A 19466-nucleotide genomic window follows, 5' to 3' on the forward strand; every position below is an offset into this window, starting at 1 on the left:
GCCGTCCGATACGTCATACAGTGATCGGGCCGTTACGCACGGGAGGGATTCGATGAGCGACGGGTACGCGGTGGTGGTCGAAGCGATCGAAACAGCGGCGCGAGCGGCGAAGCGAACCGTCGACGGCGTGCGGCCGGTGGACCTGGCGGGCGCGCTCGCGAGCGTCGGCCGCGGCCTGCCGGGCGGTGCGTCGGCGGAGGCCGCACGATTGCTGGCCGACCGGTGGGGCCGGGAGCTGCCCAGCTGGGTGAAGAACGTGGAGGCGTACGGCGAACAACTGGCGGACGCGGCCCGCCGCTACCTCGCCGACGACGCCGCCGCGACACGGGACCTGCGAGCCGTGCCGGTGGCCGGAGGAAGGCGGCCGGTCTGATGGTCACCTGGGGCGATGTCCGGCGCTGGGAACCCGGCGCCGTCGGCGAAGTCGCGGACGCGCTGGGGCAGCGCTGCACCACGCTGGTCGGCGTCAACGAGGATCTTCACGCGGTCGTGAAACTGGACGGCTGGAGCGGCGACGCCGCGGTCGCGGCCAGGACCCGCGGCGGCTCGCTGGTTTCCGGCCTTGAGCAGCGGGTCGCCGAGGCGTCCGCCGTGCGAAGCGCGGCGCACGAGGTGCAGGTCGCGCTGGACCGGATCACCGCGTACGTCCGGGAAACCGACGAACTCGCCGCCCGCAACGGCCTGACCATCGGCACCGACGGCGTGATCGTCCTGGTGCCGCACACCGGTCCCCTATCGCCGGACGTCGCGGCGGCACAGGCGCGGGTGCGGGCGGAGCTGGCGGACCGCGTCGAGCAGATCCTGCGCCACGCCGCCGACGTCGACGCGGACTTCGCCGCCGTGCTGCTGCGCGCGATGCGCGGCGAGATCACCGACCAGGGCGTCGGCACCCTGGCCCAGGCCGCCGAGGTCGGCGCCGGGCAAGGCGGCCTGTCCGTCATCGGGCCGCCGGAGCATGCCAGGCCTGGCGAGGTGAAAGCCTGGTGGGACAGCCTTTCCGACACCGCGAAGGGCACGATCCTGCGCGACAACCCGGACCTGATCCGCAATCTCGACGGCATCCCCGTGGTGGACCGCGACGCCGCGAACCGCGCGGTCTTGAAACGCGAGATCGACCGCTTTCGAAGCGACCCCTCCCCTGAGGGACAAGGCAAGTTGCGCGGTCTTCTGGAGATCGACAAGCGCCTTCGGCAGCCCGGCGCCGGGCAACAGCAGGCGTTCCTCATGGGCCTGGACACCAGCGGGGACGGCAAGGTGATCGTGGCGTCGGGCAATCCGGACACCGCGGCGAACGTCGCCACCTACGTCCCCGGCACCGGCTCCGATCTGGCGAACATCGGGACCGACCTGGGCCGCTCCGACAAAATGCTGCACGCCGCCGAGGTCTCGGGGTCACCGTCCACCGCGGTGGTCACCTGGCTCGGCTACGACGCGCCGAACGGTTTGGGGGACGCGATCGGCAGCAGCTACGCGGAGAACGCGACCACCTCGTTGCAGGGATTCGAGGAGGGAATGCGGGCGACGCATCAGGGACCTCCCGCGCACAGCACGGTGCTCGGCCACAGCTACGGCACGACGGTGGTCGGCCTCGCCGCGCACAACGGCGGTTTGAACGCCGACGAACTGGTGTTCGTCGCGAGTCCCGGCGTCGGCGTGGACCACGCGAGCGATCTGCACCTCGCCGGTGTGGCGCAGGCGGACATCGGTCAGCATGTCCATGCGACGGTGGCCCAGCACGACATCATCAACACGGCGAACTTCGAACTGTCCGACGGCGCGGGTCCCGGTGAGGACCGGTTTCTCGGCCCCGATCCGACGGCGAAAGCCTTCGGCGGCCAGACCTTCACGTCGGCTCCCGGGACCGCCGGACCCGCGTATCTGGGCGGCTACAGCGAACAAGCCCACAGCGAATACTGGGAAGACCGCAACCCCTCGCTGCGAAACATCGGTTTGATCATCGCGGGGAAACCTGCTCGATGAAGCACGCGAAGTCCCTACCCGTCACCGCCACCCTGTTCTTGCTCGCAGCATGTTCCTCCGGAGAAGACATGAAGCCGACGATGACCGAGCAGCAAGCCCAAGAGCGCGTCGAACAGTACATCAATGCGACGTCATCCGCATTACCCGCGGCAGCACAACGCAAACTGAACTGGCAGAATCGCTCGGAATGCGCCGATCCCAGCGATAAGGGGCCTCGCGGACGATTCGAGATCTCCACGACCTACGAAATCCTCGGCATCGATCACGCGCGGTTCCCCGAGGTATTCAACTCAGTGGTCGAATGGTGGAAAGCGCACGACTTCACGGTACTCGCCGACCATCGGCCCAAAGACCAGTATGTGTTCGCGCGCAACAACACCGATGCGTTCGACATGTCGATCGAAGCCAATGATCTGGGCAAGCTGTATCTCGGTGCCACGTCCACCTGTGTGTGGCCCAACGGCACCCCAGCGCCTCAGGCGCAGGGCAACTCGCCGGAAACCGCGGAAGCCTCCCCGCCGGCGGCCTCGGATTGCGCACCCGCCAAGGCCAAGCCGCGCACTCGACGTCCGGCTCTCGACGAGTACGTCGAGGATTTCGAGCAGACGGATTGGACCGACGAGCAGCACTACTGACCGTCCGCCGGGCCGGGTGCTGAAGGACGCTTTCAGTGCGCTCGATGCTATGAAGGCCTCCTTCACTGCGGCCAGCGCACTGAAGGCGTCCTTCAGCGCAGCAGGGAGACCAGCGTCGGCAGGGCGCTGACCAGGGCTTCCCGCGTACAACCCGCATAGCCGATCGCGGCGCCGTATGCCGTAGGCGTGCCGGTGAAATGGCGAGACAGGCCGTCGAACCGGACACCACGGCGCTCGGCATCCGCCAGCCGCGAGGATTCCTCCGCGGCAGACTCGAACGGCACCACCAAGTGGGCACCAGCGTCGTCGCCCTGCACCGGGATGTCCGCGCCGCTCAGCGCGTTCGCCAGCAGTGACCGGCGGTCGGCCAGTTCCCGACGCAGTTTTCGCAGGTGACGCCCCAGATCACCGTGGCGGGCCAGCTCGACGACGACGCGTTGCCCGGCGGGTGAGGGGCGGGTGCCGGTGAGTTCGCGGTAGTCCAGCACGGCTTCGGCCACCTCCGCGGGGGCGACCATCCAGCCCGCGCCCAGGGTCGGCGTCAGGATTTTGCTCGTGGTTCCCAGATGTGCCACGACGTCCGGGGCGAGCGCGGCCAGCAGCGGGAGCGGGGCGACGTCGAAGCGCAGCTCGCCGTCGTAGTCGTCCTCGATGATGAGCATTCCGCCCGCCCGCGCGCGTTCGACCAGTTCGACACGGCGCGCGGCGCTCATCCGGCTGCCCATCGGGTACTGGTGCGCCGGCGAGCAGAACACCGCGCGCGCCCCGATCGGCACGGCGTCCGGGCGCAGGCCCTCGCTGTCCACCGGTACCCCGACCACCGAAAGCCCCGCCAGCCGGAACGCCTGCACCGCGCGCTGGTACCCCGGCTCTTCGACGGCCACGAGATCGCCGCGTTTCAGCACCGCGACGGCGAGTTCGACGACGGCGGCCGTCGTCCCGCCGGTGGCGAGCACCGCACCGGCCGCGAGCCCGCGATGCCTCAGCAGGTGCTCGGTGACCGCGGTCCGGTAGTCGGGCAGCCCGGCCCGGTGCGCGCGGATCAGCGGCGCCGGATCGGCCGCCGCGCGCCACGCCCGGCGCCAAGCGGCGCGGTCCAGTCCGTCGGCCCACGGCGTTCCCGGGCTGAGATCCAGCAGCGACGACGACTCCGCCTCGGGCGCCGGGACGGGAGCACCGGACGGCCGGTCGGCGACGGTGTGACTCGGCGGCGTGGTGACGTAGGTGCCCGATCCGTGCTTGCCCGCGATCCAGCCCTCGGCGTGTAATTGCTCGTAGGCCGCGGACGTGACGGTGCGGCTCACACCGAGCCGTTCGGCGAGCGCGCGGGTCGACGGCAGCCGGTCGCCGCCGCGCAGATGCCCGCTCGCGGCCGCGTGACGCAGCGCGTCGGCCAATTGCACCGCGAGCGGTGTCGGCGCGTCACGGTCCAGGCTGACCGGCAGCGCGGTGTCGGCGTGGGACACGATGACCTCCCGAAGTGGACCTCTCAATCATAACGAGAAGTGGACATTTGACAGGGCCACTCGGGACGAGAGACTGGTCTCATGACCAGCTCGACCCCGCTCTCGTCCACTCCCCGCACCACGCTCGGCCGCAAAAAGCACCGCGGCACCACCGACCGGGAAACGCTGTACTCGGTGCTCGACGCCGGGCTGATCTGTCACCTCGGCGTCGTCCGTGACGGTACGCCGCTGGTCCTTCCGACGGGCTACGGACGCGACGGCGACACGCTCTACCTGCACGGTTCCACCGGCGCGAGCAGCCTGCGCACCGCCGCGGGCGTCGAGGTGTGCGTGACGGTGACCCTGCTCGACGGGATCGTGTACTCGCGATCGGTCAACGACCATTCGATGAACTACCGCAGCGCGGTGATCCTCGGCACCGCGACGCCGGTGCTGGAGCCCGACGCGAAGATGCACGGCCTCAAGGTGCTGACCGACCACCTCGCCCCCGGTTCGTGGGAGCACGCGCGCGACGTCAACGCCAAGGAGTTCGCGGCGGTGTCCGTGCTCGCGCTCGACCTCACCGAGGCCTCGGTGAAGATGCGCGCCGAAGGCCCGGCGGACGCCGACGAGGACATCGTGGCGAACAAGGCGTGGGCTGGCGTGCTGCCGGTCCGCACCGTCTTCGGCGAGCCGGAGCCGTCGGCCGATCTGGCCGCCGATTTCCCGGTCCCCGAGCACGTCACGACCCGCGTGGGCTGAAGGGGACTTTCGTCGCATGGCATGCGACGAAAGCGCCCTTCAGCGCGTCCGGTGAGAGGAAGGTCCCCTTCAGCTCGCTCGGGGCAACCGGACCGTGAACACCGTGCGGCCCGGCTCGCTGGTGACGCCGACCGTGCCGCCGTGCGCGGCGACCAGCGACTGGACCACCGAGAGCCCGAGGCCGGTCCCGCCCGCTTGCCGCGTGCGAGAAGTGTCGACGCGGTAGAAGCGGTCGAAGATCTTTTCCCGGTCTTCGGGCGCGATCCCCGGGCCGGCGTCGATGACTTGGATGACGACCTCGTCGCGGTCCACCGCGACAGCCAGCGTGACAGGTGTCCCACTGGGGGTGTGCACCGCGGTGTTGGCCAGCAGGTTGTCGAGGACCTGCCGCAGCCGCACGGGATCCGCGTCGAGCGTGACGCTGGACTGTCCGAAGTCGACAGTCAGCGGATGGTCGGGCCGTCCGGCGCGGAACGCGTCCGCGGCGGCGTTCACCAGGTCCGCCAGCTCGACGCGTTCCGGGCGCACGGGTGCCTCGGCGTCGCGCGCGTCGAGCCGGGCGAGCAGCAACAGGTCGTCGACGAGCACGCTCATCCTGGCCGTCTCCTCACGGATCTTCGCCAGATGCGCCTCGCGTTCGGCGGGCTCGTTCGCCGCCGCGTAACGGAAAAGCTCCGAGTAGCCGCGAATGGACGTCAGCGGGGTGCGGAGTTCGTGCGAGGCGTCGGCGACGAACCGGCGCAGCCGCTCGTTGGCCTCGGTGCGCGCGGCGAGCGAGGAATCGATGTGCGCGAGCATTTTGTTGAACGCCGTCCGTAGCTCCTGCACCTCGGCGCCGCCCCCGTCCCCGGTGGCGCGCACCGGGATGTCGGCGTTCGCGGTGAGATCGTGCGAAGCGATGTCGTGCGCCGTGCCCGCCATCGTGGACAGGGGCCGGAGCCCGCGGTGCAGCACGAGCCGTCCGAGGGCCACGAGCACCGCGAGCGCGAGCAGGAACGCCACGACCTCGACCATCACCAGCTGCCGGACCGTCCGGTCGAGATCGTCCTGCGGCGCCGCGCTCACCAGCACGACCCCGGGATCGACCTGGCAGGTCCGCACCCGGTAATCGCCCTGGCCACGCAAGGAAACCGTCCGCAGCAACTCGCCGGCGCCGGTCTCCTCGACGACGCGCGTCAACGGCTTGCTGTCCGCAGGCAACCTGCTTCCCTGGCGCGGGGTGGCGACCCCGTCACGGACGTCGTACACCGCCGAATACCACGAATACGCGGACTCCGGGGCGTTGTGGACGTCGCGCAGCTGCGGGACCTGGCTCACCTGGCTCTTGGTGAGCTGCTCGTCGAGCCGCCTGCCGAGATAGCCGTGCATGATCCCGACCGTCACCGTGCCGACCACCGCGAACACCACCAGTGCCAGCGCGCCGAGGCCGAGCGCGAGCCGCGTGCCCAGCCGCGAACGGCGCCACGCGGAATACCACCGCCGCATCCAGTTCACTTGCTTCCTTCACGCACCACATAACCGACACCGCGCACGGTGTGGATCAGCGGTTCGGCGTCGGCGTCGATCTTGCGGCGCAGGTGCGAAATGACGAGTTCGACCACATTGGACCGTCCGCCGAAGTCGTACTCCCAGACGTGGTCGAGGATCTGGGCCTTCGTCAGTACCGTCGGCGAGCGGCGCATGAGGTACCGCAACAGTTCGTACTCGGTCGGTGTCAGGTCGGCGGGCCGGTCGCCGCGCCGGACTTCCCGCGTGTCCTCGTCGAGGGTGAGATCGCCGACCCGCAGCACGGCGGTGCGCGGCGCTTGAACGGCACCGGTGCTTCGGCGCAGCACCGCGCGCAGCCGCGCCATCAGCTCCTCCACCGAGAACGGCTTGACGAGGTAGTCGTCGCCGCCGCGGGTCAGGCCCGCGATCCGGTCGGCGGTGGCGTCCTTCGCGGTGAGGAACACCACCGGGACCGCGTCGCCGTTCTCGCGCAGCCGGTCCAGCACGGCGAAGCCGTCGAAGTCGGGCAGCATCAGGTCGAGCACGACGATGTCCGGGCCGAACGCGGCGGCCTTCGCGAGCGCGTCCTGCCCGGACCCGGCCGTCACGGCCTGCCAGCCTTCGTAGCGGGCCACGGTCGCGACCAGGTCGGCGATGTGCGGCTCGTCGTCGACGACGAGCAGGCGCACCGGGCTCTCTTCTGTCACGTCTCCATCCTCCGTGACGGGCGGCTCACAAGCGACACAAGACCCCGGCCGACAGGAAGCCGACAGGTTTTCCCCAGATCATCCACAGGTTGCGGGGTGAGGCTGGCCTGCGTGAACCGAGGAGAAGGAGCATCCGTGTGAGCAGCATGACGGCCGTACCAGTCCGGACGCCGATCCGCCCGCGGGTCGCCGCGAAGGCCGGGCTGCTCGCGTTCCTCGGCGCCAACGTCGTCGCCGTCACCGCCTTGTTCGCCGCGGGCGGGGCGTCCGACAGCGTGGTGATCGGCATCGGCAGGCTGACCGGGTTGTACGCCGCGCTGGCGATCGCGTGCCAGCTGCTGCTCGTCGCCCGGCTGCCCTGGCTGGACCGCAGGCTCGGGATGGACCGGCTCACCTCTTTGCACCGCTGGACCGGGTTCGGCGTGTTGTGGCTGCTCGTCGCGCATCTCGTGTTCATCGTCTTCGGGTACGCGGCGCTCGAACAGCACGGCCCCGCCGATCAGCTCGTCGAGCTCGCGAACACGATGGAGGGCGTGCTGCGCGCGATCGTGGCGTTCGCGCTGATCCTCGTCGTCGGCGCGGTCTCCGCGCGGTTCGCCCGGCGGCGGATGTCGTATGAGACCTGGCATTTCGTTCACCTCTATACCTACGCGGCGGTGTTACTGGCCTTCACGCATCAGGTCGCGATCGGACAGTCGTTCACCGGTTCGGCGCTCGCGAAGGCCTATTGGTGGACGCTCTGGCTCGGCGCCGGAACGGCGGTGCTCGCCGGACGTCTCCTGCTCCCGCTGTGGCGGAATCTGCGGCACCGGCTGCGGGTGACCGCGGTCGTGCCCGAGTCACCGGACGTCGTTTCGGTGTACCTGACCGGAAAGCACCTCGACCGCCTTCCCGCGCGGGCCGGGCAGTTCTTCCTGTGGCGGTTCCTGACGCGCGATCGCTGGTGGCAGGCCAACCCGTTCTCGCTCTCGGCCGCGCCGGACGGGCGGACGCTGCGGCTGACGGCGAAAGCGGTCGGCGAATCCAGTGCCGCGCTGCGCTCGCTGCGGGTCGGCACGCGGGTGTTCGCCGAAGGACCCTACGGCGCGTTCACCACGATCCACCAGCAGCGACCGAACGCGCTGCTCGTCGCGGGCGGCGTCGGGATCACCCCGATCCGCGCGCTGCTGGAGGACATCGCCGGGCACGTCGTGGTGCTGTACCGGGTGCGTACGCCACAGGACGCGGTGCTGCTGCCGGAGCTGCGAGCCCTCGCCAAAGCCCGCGGCGCGGTGATCCACGTCCTCAGTGGACCGTCCACTGCGGAGGGTCCACACGGGCCACTGCTGAGCGCGGAGAGCCTGCGCGCGCTGGTCCCCGACGTGCTGGAGCGGGACGTGTTCGTGTGCGGACCACCGGGGATGACCTCGGCGGTGCTGCGCGGCCTTCGCCGGCTGCGGGTGCCCGTCACCCAGGTGCACGCCGAACGTTTCAGCCTGGCCGCGTGAGGAAGAGCCGTGAAGAAGACCATTTTCGTGGTGGCGCTGTCGATCGCCGGGTTCATCGCGGTCTGGCGGTTCGAACCTTCGCCCATGGGCACTACCGCGCCGGTCGCACCGTCCACATCGGCCTCATCGAACGGCTCGTCCGCTTCGGGATCGGCCACTGCCGAGGGCTCCGCCGAGAGCAGCGAATACGGCACCGTACAGGTGCGGGTCACCTTCTCCGGCAAGCGGATCACCGACGTCCAGCTCGCGCAGGAGCCCGACAGCCGTCGCGGTCAGCGCGCGATCCCCTTGCTGCGTGAGGAAGCACTGCGGGCGCAGAGCGCGGACATCGACACGGTGTCCGGGGCGACCATGACCAGCGAGTCGTACATCAGGTCGCTGCAGGCGGCGCTGGACGCCAGGGGATAGCGATGGCCATCTGCGTCGAACAGGTGATGGGCCTGCCCGTCTCGCTCGATCTGCGGGACCCCGGCGACTTCTCCGCCGCGATCGAGAAGGCCTACGCCTGGCTGCACGACGTCGACGACCGGTTCAGCCCGTTCAAGCCCGGCAGCGAGGTCTGCCGTTACGACCGGGGCGAACTGTCCACAACGGACCTGAGCGGCGACATGCTCGAAGTGCTGGAACTCTGTGCCTACTACGAGCGGCTCTCCGGCGGCGCGTTCTCCGCGCGGCTGCCGGGGCGCTCGCTCGATCCGTGCGCGGTGGTGAAGGGCTGGGCGGTGCAGCGCGCCGCGGACATCCTGCGTGCGTTCGGGGCGGAAACGTTCTGCCTCAACGCCGGTGGCGACGTGGTCACGTCCGGCGAACCCGAGCCGGGACGGCCATGGCGGGTCGGCATCCGCCATCCCGACGCGCCCGGCGCCGTGTGCGCCGTGGTCGCCTCACGCGGCGGCGCCGTCGCGACCTCGGCCGCCTACGAACGGGGAGAGCACATCCTCGACGGCCGCAGCGGCCGCCCTGCCACCGGGCTGCTCAGCGTCACCGTGGTGGCCGCGGACCTGGTGACCGCCGACGCGCTCGCGACGGCGGCGTTCGCGATGGGCACCGACGGTATCGCCTGGGCCGCCGACCGGCCGGGCTGTCACGTGTTCATCGTGGACGAAGGCCGCCGGGTACACCGCTCCCCCGGGCTCGCCCTGGCCTGAACACCCGCGCGCCGTTCACATAAAAGGATCGCGCGCGGCCGGACGAATCGGGCACACTCGCGGCGTCCGTCCGTTTCCGGCCCGGGGAGTTCCATGACGTCCTTCGTGCAGAACGTGGCCTTCGACTGTGCCGACGCGTGCGCGCTCGCCCAGTTCTGGAGCAAGGTCACCGGCCGCCCGGTCTCCGGCGAGGACCGGCCCGGCGACCCCGAAGCGCTGGTGTCCTTGTCCTCGGGGGTCGACCTCGTGTTCTGCCAAGTGCCCGAAGGGAAGTCGGTCAAGAACCGCGTGCATGTGTGCCTGCGTCCCGACGAAGGACCTCGCGACGCCGAGGTCGAGCGGCTGCTGGGCATCGGCGCGACCCTGGTGTCGGACAAGCGAAATCCCGACGGCACCGGCTGGGCCGTGCTCGCCGACCCCGAAGGCAACGAGTTCTGCGTGCTGCGCAGCCTGGCCGAGGTCGCGGAAGGACCCACGCAGTCGTGACGGACTACCTGGCGGTCAACCGCGCGAACTGGGACGAACGCGCGCCGATGCACGCGAAGTCGGAGGACTACGGCGTCGAGCGGTTCGTCGCGGATCCCGCCCACCTCAGCGACGTCGTGCGGTTCGATCGCTCACGGCTCGGTGATCTCTCCGGGGTCCGCGGCGTGCACCTGCAGTGTCATATCGGCACCGACACCCTTTCCCTGTCCCGGCTCGGCGCGCGGATGAGCGGTCTCGACTTCTCCCCCGCGTCGCTGGCCGAAGCACGCGAACTCGCCGCGCGGACCGGGACCGCGATCGAGTACCACGAGGCGCCCGTCTACGACGCGCTCGACGTGTTCGGTGCCGAGGCGTTCGACCTCGTGTACACCGGTGTCGGCGCGTTGTGCTGGCTGCCGGACATCGCGCACTGGGGCCGGATCGTGGCCGGATTGCTGCGTCCTGGCGGGCGTCTGTTCCTCCGCGAAGCCCACCCGATGCTGATGACGCTGGACGAAACGGCCGACCCCGCGTGGCCCCGCTACCCGTACTTCGAGCACGCCGAGCCGCTGGTCTTCGACGAGACGGAAACCTATGTGGAGACCGACGCGCGGCTGTCCAACGGCGTCACGCACTCGTGGAATCACGGGCTGGGCGAAATCATCACCGCGTTGCTGGACAACGGGCTCACGCTGACGGCGTTCACCGAATACGACAGCGCTCCGTGGTGCGCGCTGCCCGGTCAGATGGTGCGAGAGAACGACAGTGAATGGCGAATGCGCGACGAGCCGCGCCGCCTCGCCGCGAGTTTCACGCTGGATGCCCGGAAAACCGGCTGAAAACGGACGCGCCGAAAGATCCTTTCGCGTGGCGGCCGCTGTTCCTAAGGTGCTCGGTATGCCCAGTTCCGATCGTCCCGTTGTCGCCGTCGCCGCTCTGGGCGGCACCATTTCCATGGCGCGAGCCGCCGGGGAGGACGGCGTCGTCCCCCGGCTCGGCGCCGCCGACCTGCTCGGCGAGATCGGCGCCGACCTGCCCATGGACGTCCGCGCGGAGACGCTCGCGGGGCTCTCCAGCGCGTCGATGGACTTCGCGACGCTGCTGCGTACGCGGGCGTGGGGTGCCCAGCAGGTCGAGGACGGCGCGGCCGGGCTCGTCGTCGTCCAGGGCACCGACACGTTGGAGGAGACGGCGTATTTCTTCGAGGTGACCTGGCCGTACGACGCCCCCGTGGTGATCACCGGCGCGATGCGCAACCCGAGCCTGCCCAGCGCGGACGGTCCGGCGAACCTCCTGGCAGCGCTGACCGTCGCGGCCGACCCGCGCAGCCGTCACCGCGGCTCGCTGGTGGCGTTCAACGACGACGTCCACGAGGCGCGCTGGGTGCGCAAGACGCATTCGAGCCACGTGGAAGCGTTCTCCTCGGCCCCCGCGGGCCCGCTCGCGCTGATCGCCGAGGGCGCCGTGCACTACTTCCACCCGTCCGCGCCGCGAGTTCCCGCACTCGACGCGGTTTCCTACGCGGGGCTCGTGCCGGTGCTGGAGGCCGGGCTCGCGGACACCGGTGAGCTGCTCGACACCGTGGTCAAGGCGGGCGCGAAGGGCGTCGTGATCGCGGCGAGCGGTGTCGGGCACGTGTCGACCGGGCTCGCGGACGTCATCGAGCGGGTGCTGCCCGATCTCCCGGTGGTGATCGCGTCGCGCACCGGCGCGGGCACGACTTTCCGTGCCACGTATGGGTTTCGCGGTTCGGAGTCGAGCCTGATCGCGATGGGCGCGACGATGGCGGGCTGGCTGTGCCCGCGCAAGTCACGGGTACTGCTGCACACGCTGCTCGCCGTCGGCGCCGATCGTGCGGAGATCGAGCGTCAGTTCCGGCTGCGCGGCGATCTCTAGTCCTGGACTGGGCCGTTGAGCAGGTCGTGGTGGTAGGGCCGCATCTCGCGGCCGCCGTCGCGGTAGACGTGGATGCTGATCGCCGGGTCTTCGCCCTCGTTGCGCACCTGGTGCACGTAGCCGGGGCCGAACACCCGGGACTGCCCCGCCGTCAGCGCGTGCAGCTCGGTCACCGCACGACCGCCGGGGGCGCGCCGGGCGACGGTCTCGTGCAGCTTGCCGCTGACCACGGTGAACGCGCCGGTCGAGAACGCGTGGTCGTGCAGGTCGGTCTGCTGGCCGGGCAGCCAGCTCATCAGCCAGATCTCCTGCCGCTCGTCGCGGTCGACGAGGGTGGAAAACCGCTGGTCGGGGTCGTAGCGCAGGAGGTGGCGCCAGCGATCGCGGTCGGCGGCGTACTCCAGCGCGACCCGCACGGGGTGGCGCAGGGCGGGGTTTTCGGGACGCAGCAGCGTGTTGTCCGGAACGGCGAACATGGGAGTCCTCAGAGGAAGAGATGGGTGTCTACGGGCCGGGGCTGGGGTTCACCGACAACACGGACACGACATGTTCGCGGCGGGCAGCATGGGGCGCGGGGTCGGCGACCCCTGCGACTCGGCCATACGACGCACGAACATGCCGGATATCTCAGCAGCGCCGGACGCCCCGGTCAACCCGTCTCGGATGCTGGACACATTTCTTGGTGACTGGTGGGGTTGGCGGGGCTCATGTGGATTGTGGGCCGGGTCTCGGCTTGGCGCGGTGGGGGTGGGGTGCGACCCCTTTGGTGCGTTGGCTGCACCGAGGGACGCCTTCGGTGCGTCGAGCGCACTCAGGGCGTCCCTCGGCACACCGGCGCGATGCCGCGAATGTCCCATTGCGGACGTTGAGCGTCCCGAACGGCGCGTTCGGGACAGTGCGGCACCGTTCCACGTCGCGAACGGAGCGTTCGCGGCATCCCAGCACCGTCCACGTCCCGAATGGAGCGTTCGCGACACCCCACCACCACCCACGTCCCGAACGGAGCGTTCGCGACATCCCAGCACCGTCCACGTCCCGAACGGCGCGTCCGCGACACCCCACCACCACCCACGTCCCGAACGGAGCGTTCGCGACGATCAACGTCCCCAGCGACGCGTTCGGGACATCGCGCATCCCCCAACCAGACCCGCGGACCACGCGCACCCAGAATCCTCAGCCCCGGGACGACCACTTCCCCAGCGACGCCCTCAAGACACCAACCGCACTCCCGAACCCGGCCCCCACCAGCACTTCTCCACTTGCCCACACCCCTCACCCCCTGTGGACAACCCACCGTTTCGCCCCGGTCCCGTCGGCCCCCGGCGGTACGATTGCTGCGGGGTCGTCCCCCAGGGAGGGTGGGGGATGCCTAGGGGAACGGGACCGCCGGAGCGCAGGGGCCCAGGAGTGGCGAGGGGGTCAGTACCACTCGTGTTTCTGGGAGCGGCCCAGGAGTTCGGTGCCGGCTTGGCGGGGGTCGACGCCTTCGTGGCAGACGCGGTGCATGGCGTCGGTGATGGGCATGTCGACGCCGAGGCTCTGCGCCAGCGCACGGATCGACGAGCAGGACATGACGCCTTCGGCGACCTGGCCGCCCGCCGCGGCCTGCGCCTGTTCCAGGGTTTCGCCGCGGCCGAGGCGTTCGCCGAAGGTGCGGTTGCGCGAAAGCGGGGACGAGCAGGTCGCCACGAGGTCGCCGACACCGGCGAGGCCGGCGAAGGTCAGCGGGTCGGCGCCCAGTTTCGCGCCGAGACGCGCCATTTCCGCCAGGCCGCGGGTGATCAGCGTCGCCATCGTGTTCGTGCCGAGGCCGAGGCCCGCGGCCATACCGCAGCTCAGCGCGATGACGTTCTTGCAGGCGCCGCCCAGTTCGCAGCCGACGACGTCGGTGTTGGTGTACGGCCGGAAATACCGGTTGGAGCAGGCCCGCTGGATCGCGACGGCCCGCTCGTGGTCGGGGCACGCCACCACCGCCGCCGAGGGCTGCGCCGCGGCGATCTCCCTGGCCAGGTTCGGGCCCGACACCACGACGATCTCGCCGACGCCGACACGCGCGATTTCGGCGATGACCTCGCTCATCCGCTTGAGCGTGCCCAGTTCGACACCCTTGGCCAGGCTCACCAGGATCGCGTCGGCGGGCAACAGCTCACGCCACACCGAGAGGTTCGCACGCAGGCTCTGGCTCGGCACCGCCAGCACAACGGCCTGCGCGCCGTCCAGCGCCGCCGCCGCGTCCGAGGTCGCGGTCACGCACTCGGGCAACGCCACCGAGGGCAGGTACGACCCGTTCGTGTGCCGGTCCCGGATCTCCGCGGCGACCTCTTCGCGGCGCGCCCACATCGTCACGTCGCGGCCCGCGTCACCGAGGACCTTGGCGAACGTCGTCCCCCAAGAACCCGCCCCGAGCACGGTGACCCGCTGAACGTCCATCAGTTCTTGCCCCCGGGCTCGGTGTTCTTCTTGACCGGCGGCTCCTCCTGGCGGATCTCGGCCAGCAGCCGGGTGACCTCGTCCATCATCACCGCGGTCACCTCCTTGAGCAGCGACGCGCTGCGCGGGTTCCCGCCCCGGTAGGGCGAGAGGTCCAGCGGGTCCCCGACCAGGTGCGTCACCGTCTTGCGCGGGAACGGCGTGAACTTCTTCGTGTAGCCGTTGAAGATCTCGTGCGTGCCCCAGCGCGCGATCGGGATCACCGGGACGTCGTTCTGCAGCGCGAGCCGCGCGGCCCCGGTGAACGACTCCTTCGGCCACCCGGCCGGGTCCTTGGTGATGGTGCCCTCCGGGTAGATGACGACGACCTTGCCCTCGGCCAGCGCCTGGTGCGCGGCCTTCAGGCTGTCGCCGGCCGCCACCGACCCGCGCGCGACCGGGATCTGCCCGGACCCGACGAAGATCTTCCCGAAGATCGGCGTCCTGGTCAGGCTCTCCTTGCCCAGGAACCGCGGTACCCGCTTCTGCCGGTGCACGAACACCGCGTCCACCACCGGGTCCAGGTGGGAGATGTGGTTGAGCACCAGGAGCGCGGGCCCCTTCCTCGGCACCTTCTCCGCGCCGACGTAGACCCGGCGGCCGATGGCGACCAGCGGATAGAACACGATGGCGGCCAGCGCCACCCAGATGCCGCCCTTTTCTCGTACCGCCCAGTCCCGCCCGGCCAATTCTCCTCCTCCGACGTGCGTGTTCCCGGCTGGAGGAGATCCTCCCCCGCCCCGGTTCACGCAGTCCAGGGAGGGTGCACTCACACCCGCCCCTGCCGGTTTCGGGTAAAGATGAGGGAGTGGACGTGGACCTGATCGTGCCGATGAAACGCCCCAGCCTCGGCAAGTCGCGGCTGCGCGGCGCGACGGCCGCCGAGCGGCACGCCGAGCTGGTGCTGGCGCTGGCCGCCGACACCCTGGCCGCGGTGACCTCGGCCGCGCGCGTACGCCGTGTCCTGCTGGTCGCCGCCGAACCCGCGACGGTCGCCGAGCTCGCCGAGCTGGGCGTCGAGATCGTCGCCGAGCCCAGCGACGGCGGGTTGAACGCGGCACTGCGCCACGGGGAAAGCGTGCTGCGCGCCGATGATCCGGCCGCGGTGATCGGCGCCATGCAGGCGGATCTCCCCGCGCTGCGCGCCGAAGACCTGACCACCGCGCTCGCCGAAGCGGCCGGACGGCGCGCGTTCGTCGCGGACCGCCAGGGAACCGGCACGACGCTTCTGCTCTCCGCGCCCGGCGGAGCGCTCGGCCCGCGGTTCGGCACCGGTTCCGCGCGGGCGCACGCCCACAGCGGCGCGATTTCGCTCACCGCGCCCGTGACGTCCTTGCGCAGCGACGTCGACACGCCCGCCGATCTCGAGCACGCGTGCTCGCTGGGTGTCGGGAAACACACGGCCGCTTTGCTCGGCGAGCCGTGTATTTCGCTTGGGTAATGATGTTCACCGGACCTTCATCGCTGCCTGCGCATTCGGGCGCGCCGTAGTGAAGAATGGGGCCGTGAGCACAGACGGCACCACCCCCGCCACGCCCCGGCGCAGGACTCCCGCGGCGAAGGCTCCCGCGGACGGGAGCGAGACCCGCACGAGCGCCTCCGCGAAACGCGCGACCCGCACGAGCGCCGCGAAACCCGCGGCGAAATCGGCGGCGGGCAAGGCGGCCCCCGCGAAACCCGCGGCCGCGAAGAACACCGCCGCGAAGAAGAACACCAACGGGAACACCAAGGCCGCGACGCCGAAACCGAGCGCGCGCACCACCGCCGCCCGCGCCGCCGCGGCCAAGCCGGGAACGAGCCGGGCCAGGAAGACGACCACGACGGCCCGCAGCAGCGCCGCCCCCGCCGGGCCGTCCGCGGCCACCCGGCCGGTGGAGGAGTTCCGCGCGATTCCGTCCGCGCCGCCCGCCGTCACCGCGCCGACCGCCGTCGAAACGCTGCCCGACGACCGGTACTTCAACCGCGAGCTGTCGTGGCAGGACTTCAACGCGCGGGTGCTCGCGCTGGCCGAGGACGAATCGCAGCCGCTGCTGGAGCGGGCGAAGTTCCTGGCGATCTTCGCGTCCAATCTGGACGAGTTCTACATGGTGCGGGTCGCGGGCCTGAAGCGGCGCGACGAGACCGGCCTGCCGGTGCGCAGCGCGGACGGGCTCACCCCGCGCGAGCAGCTGGCCTACATCGCCAAGCGCAACCAGGACCTGGTCGAGCGGCACACCGGCGCGTTCGAACTGCACCTGCGCCCGCAACTGGCGGCCGAGGACATCCACTTCGTCGGCTGGGCGGATCTGGAGGGCGCGGACCAGCTGCGCCTGTCGAACTACTTCAGCGAGCAGATCTTCCCGGTGCTCACCCCGCTCGCCGTCGACCCGGCGCACCCGTTCCCCTACATCTCCGGGCTGTCGCTGAACCTCGCGGTGACCGTGCGCGACCCGGAGGGCGGCACGGAACGCTTCGCCAGGGTCAAGGTGCCGAGCAACGTGCCGCGGCTGATCCGCGTCGAGACCCGGCGCGAGACCCGCACCGCGACGTTCCTCCCGCTGGAGGAACTCATCGCGGCGCATCTCGGCGAGCTGTTCACCGGCATGGAGGTCACCGAGCACCACGTCTTCCGCGTCACCCGCAACGCCGACTTCGAGGTCGAAGAGGACCGCGACGAGGATCTCCTGCAGGCGCTCGAACGCGAACTCGCGCAACGGCGGTTCGGGCCGCCGGTGCGGCTCGAGGTCGCGCAGGACATGAGCGAGCACATGCTCGAACTGCTGCTGCGCGAGCTGGAGGTCGACCCGGCCGACGTCGTCGAGGTGCCGGGGCTGCTGGACCTGACCTGCCTGCACCAGCTGTCCGGTGTGGACCGCAAGGAGCTCAAGGACCGGCCGTTCGTGCCCGCGACGCATCCGGCGTTCGGCGAGCGGGAGACGCCGAAGAGTGTGTTCGCGACGCTGCGAGAAGGCGACGTCCTGGTGCATCACCCCTACGACTCCTTCTCCACGAGCGTGCAGCGGTTCATCGAACAGGCCGCCGCGGACTCGAAGGTGCTCGCGATCAAGCAGACGCTGTACCGCACCTCTGGTGATTCGCCGATTGTCGACGCGCTGATCGACGCCGCCGAGGCGGGCAAGCAGGTCGTCGCGCTGGTCGAGATCAAGGCGCGGTTCGACGAGCAGGCCAACATCACCTGGGCCCGCACGCTGGAACGCGCCGGCGTGCACGTGGTGTACGGGCTGGTGGGCCTCAAGACGCACTGCAAGGTGTCGATGGTGGTGCGCCAGGAGGGTTCGACCATCCGCCGCTACTGCCACATCGGCACCGGCAACTACAACCCGAAGACCGCCCGGCTGTACGAGGATCTCGGCCTGCTGACCGCGGACCCGAGCATCGGCGCGGACATCACCGACCTGTTCAACGTGCTCACCGGCTACTCGCGCCAGGACACCTACCGCACGATTCTCACGTCACCGCACGGCATCCGCCGCGGCATCGTGCGCGCGATCGGCGAGGAGATCGAACTCGCCCGCGCCGGCCAGCGGGCCGGGATCCGGATCAAGTGCAACTCGCTGGTCGACGAGCAGGTCATCGACGCGCTCTACCACGCGTCACAGGCCGGGGTCCCGGTCGACGTCGTCGTGCGCGGGATCTGCGCGCTCAAGCCCGGCGTCGAAGGACTGTCGGAGAACATCCACGTGCGCTCGATCCTCGGCCGCTTCCTGGAACACTCGCGGATCTTCCACTTCCGCGCGGGCGGGACGCATTGGATCGGCAGCGCGGACATGATGCACCGCAACCTGGATCGCCGCATCGAGGCACTCGTGCGGGTCAAGGATCCCAAGCTGACCCGGCAGCTGGACGACATCTTCACCTCCGCGCTCGACCTCCAGACCCGGTGCTGGGTACTCACCTCCACGGGTGAGTGGACGCCGTTCCCGACGGACGGCTCCCAGGTGCGCGACCATCAGACGGAACTGGCGAAACGGCACGGAGCGGCTGGATGACCGCGGAGGTACGCGCCTCGGGTGCGGTGCTGTGGCGCCGCACCGGGGACGGGATCAAGGTCGCGCTCGTGCACCGGCCGCGGTACGACGACTGGTCGCTGCCCAAGGGAAAACTCGACCGGGGCGAAACCCTCGCGGCCGCGGCGGTGCGGGAGATCCACGAGGAAACCGGGTTCCACGCGGTGCTCGGCCGGTACCTGACCAAGATCGGCTACGAGGTGCCGTCGCGGAACGGGTCCGGCACCGTGCCCAAGACCGTCGACTACTTCAGCGCGGAAGCGGTTTCCGGTGGCTTCACGCCGAACGAAGAGGTCGACGAGTTGCGCTGGCTCGGCTTCGAGGCCGCCGAGAAGCTGCTCACCCGCGACACCGACGTCCGGGTGCTGCGGGACTTCTGCGCCCTGCCGGCGGAACTGACGACGGTGCTCCTCGCCCGGCACGCCAAGGCGGGTAAGCGCGAGGACTGGAACGGCGACGACGATCTCCGTCCGCTGTCGGACGCGGGCCAGCGGCAGGCGCAGGCACTGCGAGAACTGCTCGCGTTCTACCGGCCGGACCGGGTGCTTTCCGCGCCACGGCTGCGGTGCGTGCAGACGGTGCACGGGATCGCGGAGGATCTCGGCACGGAGGTCCGGCACGAGCCGTTGCTGTCGGAGGAGGGCTACTGGCCCGATCCGGTCCTCGGCGTCGCGCGGCTGCTGGCGATCGCGGGCGACGGCGGGACGCCGTTGATCTGCAGCCAGGGCGGGGTGATCCCGGACATCGTGAGCGCGCTGGCCGACCGCGACGGCGTCGAGCTGTCGGCGTCGCGAGGGGGTGTGGTGCCCAGCAAGAAGGGCTCGTTCTGGGTGCTGTCCTTCCTGCCGCCCAACGGTGACCACGGCCCGAAGCTCATGGCGGCCGACTACTTCCCCGGCGCACTCCCGGTTCCCGCCCCCACCGCGCACTGACGCCCCGGCTCGCCTTCAGCACCCCGGCCTCCGCGCGACAGAGTT

At 70.4% G+C, this 19466-nt stretch carries 19 protein-coding genes; 13 read left to right on the top strand and 6 right to left on the bottom strand.

Annotated elements, in window-relative coordinates; genetic code table 11:
* Nucleotides 1–52: 52 nt before the first annotated feature.
* From ACFW0G_RS30865 to ACFW0G_RS30875, 3 genes are all read left to right on the top strand, one after another.
* The gene (locus ACFW0G_RS30865; protein ID WP_378328950.1) at nt 53–373 is read left to right on the top strand and encodes a hypothetical protein; all 321 of its coding nucleotides are present in this window, start codon (nt 53–55) and stop codon (nt 371–373) included.
* The gene (locus tag ACFW0G_RS30870; protein ID WP_378328951.1) at nt 373–1980 is read left to right on the top strand and encodes an alpha/beta hydrolase; all 1608 of its coding nucleotides are present in this window, start codon (nt 373–375) and stop codon (nt 1978–1980) included. The genes ACFW0G_RS30865 and ACFW0G_RS30870 overlap by 1 nt, the downstream gene beginning before the upstream one ends.
* A 68-nt stretch (nt 1981–2048) precedes the next feature.
* Complete coding sequence (locus ACFW0G_RS30875; protein ID WP_378328952.1) at nt 2049–2615, top strand: hypothetical protein; 567 nt, start codon at nt 2049–2051, stop codon at nt 2613–2615.
* Between the two features lie 92 nt (nt 2616–2707).
* Here the strand turns inward: ACFW0G_RS30875 and ACFW0G_RS30880 are convergent, their stop codons facing one another.
* Complete coding sequence (locus ACFW0G_RS30880; RefSeq protein WP_378328953.1) at nt 2708–4081, bottom strand: PLP-dependent aminotransferase family protein; 1374 nt, start codon at nt 4079–4081, stop codon at nt 2708–2710.
* 81 nt (nt 4082–4162) lie between these two features.
* On the opposite strand from ACFW0G_RS30880, the gene ACFW0G_RS30885 reads away from it, so the two are divergent.
* The gene (locus ACFW0G_RS30885; RefSeq protein ID WP_378328954.1) at nt 4163–4822 is read left to right on the top strand and encodes a pyridoxamine 5'-phosphate oxidase family protein; all 660 of its coding nucleotides are present in this window, start codon (nt 4163–4165) and stop codon (nt 4820–4822) included.
* Nucleotides 4823–4891: 69 nt separating this feature from the next.
* On the opposite strand, the gene ACFW0G_RS30890 is transcribed toward ACFW0G_RS30885, so the two are convergent.
* Nucleotides 4892–6307: a sensor histidine kinase gene (locus ACFW0G_RS30890; RefSeq protein ID WP_378328982.1), complete on the bottom strand. Its 1416-nt coding sequence runs from the start codon at nt 6305–6307 to the stop codon at nt 4892–4894.
* A gap of 5 nt (nt 6308–6312) precedes the next feature.
* On the bottom strand, nt 6313–7017 hold the full coding sequence (locus ACFW0G_RS30895) for a response regulator transcription factor (protein ID WP_378328955.1): 705 nt from the start codon (nt 7015–7017) through the stop codon (nt 6313–6315).
* A gap of 146 nt (nt 7018–7163) precedes the next feature.
* Between ACFW0G_RS30895 and ACFW0G_RS30900 the strand changes: the two genes are divergently transcribed.
* The 6 genes from ACFW0G_RS30900 (at nt 7164) to ACFW0G_RS30925 (ending at nt 12013) form a co-directional block, all read left to right on the top strand.
* Nucleotides 7164–8504 carry a ferric reductase-like transmembrane domain-containing protein gene (locus tag ACFW0G_RS30900; protein ID WP_378328983.1) on the top strand — a complete coding sequence of 447 codons (1341 nt, stop codon included), beginning with the start codon at nt 7164–7166 and terminating at the stop codon, nt 8502–8504.
* A 9-nt stretch (nt 8505–8513) separates the two neighbouring features.
* Nucleotides 8514–8912 (top strand): FMN-binding protein, encoded by a 399-nt coding sequence (locus ACFW0G_RS30905; protein ID WP_378328956.1) that lies wholly within the window; start codon nt 8514–8516, stop codon nt 8910–8912.
* A gap of 2 nt (nt 8913–8914) precedes the next feature.
* A complete protein-coding gene (locus ACFW0G_RS30910; RefSeq protein WP_378328957.1) occupies nt 8915–9652 on the top strand; it encodes an FAD:protein FMN transferase in 738 nt (245 codons plus the stop codon).
* A gap of 93 nt (nt 9653–9745) precedes the next feature.
* Nucleotides 9746–10138 carry a VOC family protein gene (locus ACFW0G_RS30915; protein WP_378328958.1) on the top strand — a complete coding sequence of 131 codons (393 nt, stop codon included), beginning with the start codon at nt 9746–9748 and terminating at the stop codon, nt 10136–10138.
* The gene (locus ACFW0G_RS30920; protein WP_378328959.1) at nt 10135–10956 is read left to right on the top strand and encodes a class I SAM-dependent methyltransferase; all 822 of its coding nucleotides are present in this window, start codon (nt 10135–10137) and stop codon (nt 10954–10956) included. The genes ACFW0G_RS30915 and ACFW0G_RS30920 overlap by 4 nt, the downstream gene beginning before the upstream one ends.
* 58 nt (nt 10957–11014) lie before the next feature.
* Nucleotides 11015–12013, top strand: coding sequence for an asparaginase (locus ACFW0G_RS30925; RefSeq protein WP_378328960.1), 999 nt, complete (start codon nt 11015–11017; stop codon nt 12011–12013).
* Here the strand turns inward: ACFW0G_RS30925 and ACFW0G_RS30930 are convergent.
* From ACFW0G_RS30930 to ACFW0G_RS30940, 3 genes are all read right to left on the bottom strand, one after another.
* On the bottom strand, nt 12010–12489 hold the full coding sequence (locus tag ACFW0G_RS30930; protein ID WP_378328961.1) for a cysteine dioxygenase: 480 nt from the start codon (nt 12487–12489) through the stop codon (nt 12010–12012). The two genes, ACFW0G_RS30925 and ACFW0G_RS30930, sit on opposite strands and share 4 nt — an antisense overlap.
* A gap of 943 nt (nt 12490–13432) precedes the next feature.
* On the bottom strand, nt 13433–14443 hold the full coding sequence (locus ACFW0G_RS30935) for an NAD(P)H-dependent glycerol-3-phosphate dehydrogenase (protein WP_378328962.1): 1011 nt from the start codon (nt 14441–14443) through the stop codon (nt 13433–13435).
* Entirely contained in the window at nt 14443–15171 is a 729-nt protein-coding gene (locus ACFW0G_RS30940) for a lysophospholipid acyltransferase family protein (RefSeq protein ID WP_378328963.1), read from the bottom strand. Before ACFW0G_RS30940 ends, ACFW0G_RS30935 begins: the two co-directional genes overlap by 1 nt.
* Before the next feature lie 119 nt (nt 15172–15290).
* Here ACFW0G_RS30940 and cofC point away from each other — a divergent pair, with 119 nt between their 5' ends.
* From cofC to ACFW0G_RS30955, 3 genes are all read left to right on the top strand, one after another.
* The gene (gene cofC, locus ACFW0G_RS30945) at nt 15291–15923 is read left to right on the top strand and encodes a 2-phospho-L-lactate guanylyltransferase (RefSeq protein WP_378328964.1); all 633 of its coding nucleotides are present in this window, start codon (nt 15291–15293) and stop codon (nt 15921–15923) included.
* 64 nt (nt 15924–15987) lie between these two features.
* Nucleotides 15988–18471, top strand: a complete 2484-nt coding sequence (locus ACFW0G_RS30950; protein ID WP_378328965.1) for an RNA degradosome polyphosphate kinase — start codon at nt 15988–15990, stop codon at nt 18469–18471.
* Complete coding sequence (locus ACFW0G_RS30955) at nt 18468–19421, top strand: NUDIX domain-containing protein (RefSeq protein ID WP_378328966.1); 954 nt, start codon at nt 18468–18470, stop codon at nt 19419–19421. The genes ACFW0G_RS30950 and ACFW0G_RS30955 overlap by 4 nt, the downstream gene beginning before the upstream one ends.
* Nucleotides 19422–19466: the final 45 nt, after the last annotated feature.

This window comes from Amycolatopsis sp. NPDC058986, from assembly GCF_042741125.1.
Taxonomy (GTDB): Bacteria; Actinomycetota; Actinomycetes; order Mycobacteriales; family Pseudonocardiaceae; genus Amycolatopsis.